Annotated in this window: 2 protein-coding genes; one reads left to right on the top strand and one right to left on the bottom strand. The window is 67.1% G+C overall.

The genetic code is table 11. The features are described 5' to 3' along the window. Positions 1–77 precede the first annotated feature (77 nt). A complete protein-coding gene (locus ABGA94_RS18865) occupies positions 78–1,094 on the bottom strand; it encodes a TIGR00266 family protein (RefSeq protein WP_375367921.1) in 1,017 nt (338 codons plus the stop codon). A gap of 160 nt (positions 1,095–1,254) precedes the next feature. Here ABGA94_RS18865 and ABGA94_RS18860 point away from each other — a divergent pair, with 160 nt between their 5' ends. Beyond that, positions 1,255–3,525: a TonB-dependent receptor domain-containing protein gene (locus ABGA94_RS18860; RefSeq protein ID WP_329916071.1), complete on the top strand. Its 2,271-nt coding sequence runs from the start codon at positions 1,255–1,257 to the stop codon at positions 3,523–3,525. Positions 3,526–3,606 lie beyond the last annotated feature (81 nt).

Genomic DNA, 3,606 nt, shown 5'->3' with positions numbered 1-3,606 from the left:
CCGCTGGCCGGCAACCATAGGGAAACTGGCAACGGTCCACGGGGCTGCCGGCCAGCGGCTGGCACGACCGGAGGCGGTCAGAACCGGTTGTCACCATCCAGCATCCGGCCCAGGCCGCCCAGCACCGAGCCTTCGCCGCGGCTCTGGCCGCCGCCCTGCGGTGCGGCCATCCACATGCGGCCGGCCAGGCGTGAGAACGGCAGCGACTGCAGCCAGACCTTGCCGGGGCCGGTCAACGTGGCCAGGAACACCCCTTCGCCGCCGAACAGCATGCTCTTGATGCCGGCCACCCGACGCACGTCCATGTCCACCGTCGGGTGGTAGGCCACCACGCAGCCGGTATCCACGTCCAGGCGTTCGCCGGCGGCCAGCTCGCGCTCCACCACGCAGCCGCCGGCGTGGATGAACACCCAGCCGTCGCCCTCCAGTTTCTGCATGATGAAACCCTCGCCCCCGAACAGGCCGGTCATGATCTTGCGCTGGAACTGCACGCCGATCTGCACGCCGCGCGCGCCGGCCAGGAAACTGTCCTTCTGGCAGATCAGGCGGCCGCCGTGCTGGTCCAGTTTCATCGCCAGCACCGTGCCGGGGTAGGGCGCAGCGAAGGCGACCTTGCCCTTGCCATGGCCGCTCTGGGTGTAGACGGTGGCGAACAGGCTTTCGCCGGTCAGTACGCGCTTGCCGGCAGCCATCACCTTGCCCATGAAGCCGCCGCCCTGGTCGCCATTGGCGGCGCCGAACACGGTATCCATCTGCACTGTGGCGTCCTTGAACATCAGCGCGCCGGCCTCGGCAATGGCGCTCTCGCCGGGATCAAGCTCGATTTCCACGAACTGCATTTCATGGCCGACGATGCGGAATTCGATGTCGTCGGCGCGGCCGCTGGCGGCGGCGGGGACCGGGGGTGGGGTGTGGGGCATGCCCAGGGCCGCGGATTGCAGTTCGGGCACTTCGGCAATCGAGGTCCATCCGCTCATGCCCTGGCACCAGGCCAGCGCGCGCGGGTTGGCCTGCGCGTAGCGGCGCGCGGCCGGGTCATCGAGCGGTCCGATTCGGTCGGCCTGGGCCGAGGCATGGAAGTACCACTGGGTCATTGCGGCGGCTCCGCGGCGCTGGAAAACCCCGAGTCTAGCGAGCGCCCCGGGGGGCAGGGCGACGGGGCCATGAACGGCCGGCATTTGCGGGGCAGGTGCTGTATTGCAACAATTATCTGGTAGCGCCGTTTTACCACCCCTCCAAACACAGCCTACCGCCATGTCCCCGACCCGCACTTCCCGTGGCCGCCTTCCGGTCGCGCGCCCTCTCGTTGCCGCTCTTTCCGCCCTGCTGCCGTTGGTAGCAGCCGCCCAGGAGACCCCTGCCGCCAAGGATCCGGTTGCCCTCGACACCCTGCAGGTCACCGCGCAGCGCCGTGTCGAGAACGCCAAGGACGTACCGGTTGCAGTCAGCGCGATCCAGGGCGAGAAGCTGGATGTGCTCGGTTCGGCCGGCGATGACATCCGCTTCCTGGCCGCACGCGTGCCGAGCCTCAACATCGAGTCGTCCTACGGTCGTGCCTTCCCGCGCTTCTACATCCGCGGCCTGGGCAACACCGATTTCGATCTCAATGCCTCGCAGCCGGTGTCGCTGGTATACGACGACGTCGTGCAGGAAAGCCCGCTGCTGAAGGGCTTCCCGCTGTTCGACCTGGCCAACGTGGAAGTGCTGCGTGGCCCGCAGGGCACCCTGTTCGGCCGCAACACGCCGGCCGGCGTGGTCAAGTTCGATTCGGCCCGCCCGTCGCAGGATGCCGACGGCTATATCCGCGTCGGCTACGGCAGCTACAACAGCTGGAACGTGCAGGGCGCCTACGGCGGCCCGCTGACCGACCGCTGGTCGGCGCGCGTCTCGGCGATCTACCAGCGTCGTGACGACTGGGTCGACAACACCCGTGTGGGCGCGCCCAACAGCGGCTTCGAAGGCTATGACGAAGCGGCAGGCCGCGTGCAGTTCCTGTACGAAGGCGATGACTTCGAAGCGCTGTTCAACCTGCACAAGCGCAAGCTCAACGGCACCGCCCGCCTGTTCCGCGCCAACATCATCCAGAAGGGTGGCAATTCGCTGGTCGAGAACTTCGACCGCGACAAGGTGGCCAACGACGGCGTCAACTTCTCCGACCTGGAGACCTGGGGGGGCAGCGCGCGCCTGCAGTGGAACCTCGGCTCGGTGACCCTGCACTCGATTACCGGCTACGAGACCGCCGAATCGCTCAACCGCGGTGACATCGACGGTGGCTACGGTGCGGCCTTCCTCGGTGCCGGCAACTACGGCCCGGGCCTGATTCCGTTCTCCTCGGAGTCGGCTGATGGCCTGCCGCACCATCGCCAGTGGACGCAGGAATTCCGCGTCGAGTCCAACGAGTGGGGCCGCTTCGACTGGCAGGCCGGCGTCTTCTACTTCGATGAAGACGTGACCATCAACAACTTCAACTACGACTCGCTGGCCCCGGGCAATCCGCAGACCGGCCACGTGGTGCAGAACCAGCGCAACAAGGCCTGGGCAGTGTTCGCCTCGGGTGACTTCGACGTCACCGACCGCTTCAAGCTGCGTGCCGGCGTGCGCTACACCCAGGACAAGAAGGACTTCAGCGCCAGCGTGCTGCAGGCGGTTCCGTTCGGCACCCCGGTCAGTGGCCCGTACCTGGCCAACACCGACGTCAACGACGTCAGCTGGGACCTGAGCGGCGTCTACAAGCTCACCGACGACATCAACGCCTACGCCCGCGTGGCCAAGGGCTTCCGCGCGCCGTCGATCCAGGGCCGCCTGGCCTTTGCGCCGGGTCTGTCGCAGGCCGATTCGGAGAAGGTCATCTCGTACGAGGCCGGCATCAAGGCCGACCTGTTCGAGCGCCGCGCGCGCCTGGGCCTGAGCGTGTTCCGCTACGACGTCGATGGCCAGCAGCTGATCGCCGTGGGCGGTGCCAATAACACCGCCACCCTGCTCAACGCCGACAAGACCATCGGCCAGGGCGTCGAGCTGGACCTGGAGGCCTACCTGGCCGACAACGTCCTGCTGACCTTTGGCAGCAGCTACAACGACACCGAGATCAAGGACAAGAACCTGGCTGTGGCGATCTGCGGCGGCGGCTGCACCATCACCGACCCGACCACGGTGATCAACGGCCAGACCTACGCGCTGGTGAACGGCAACCCGCTGCCGCAGGCGCCGAAGTGGATCCACAACGCGACCCTGCGCGTGGGCTTCCCACTCAGCGATGGCAGCGAGCTGTACGCCTACACCGACTGGGCCTACCGCAGCGCGGTGAACTTCTTCATCTACGAGTCGCCGGAATTCCGCGGCCGTAGTTCGCTGGAAGGCGGCCTGCGCCTGGGCTACAACTGGGGTTATGGCCAGTACGACGTGGCGGTGTTCGGCCGCAACCTGACCAACCAGACCCGCGTGGTCGGTGCGATCGACTTCAACAACCTGACCGGCTTCCTCAACGAGCCGCGCACCTGGGGCGTGGAGTTCACCGCGAAGTTCTGATGCGGTCGCTGCGGTAGTGCAATGAAGAAGGGCCGGCGCACTGCCGGCCCTTCTGCTTCGCACCCACCGGTAGTGGCGGCC

Source organism: Stenotrophomonas sp. 3diitr2024, assembly GCF_042136455.1.
GTDB lineage: Bacteria > Pseudomonadota > Gammaproteobacteria > Xanthomonadales > Xanthomonadaceae > Stenotrophomonas > Stenotrophomonas sepilia.
This window is presented reverse-complemented; position numbering and strand designations above follow the sequence as displayed.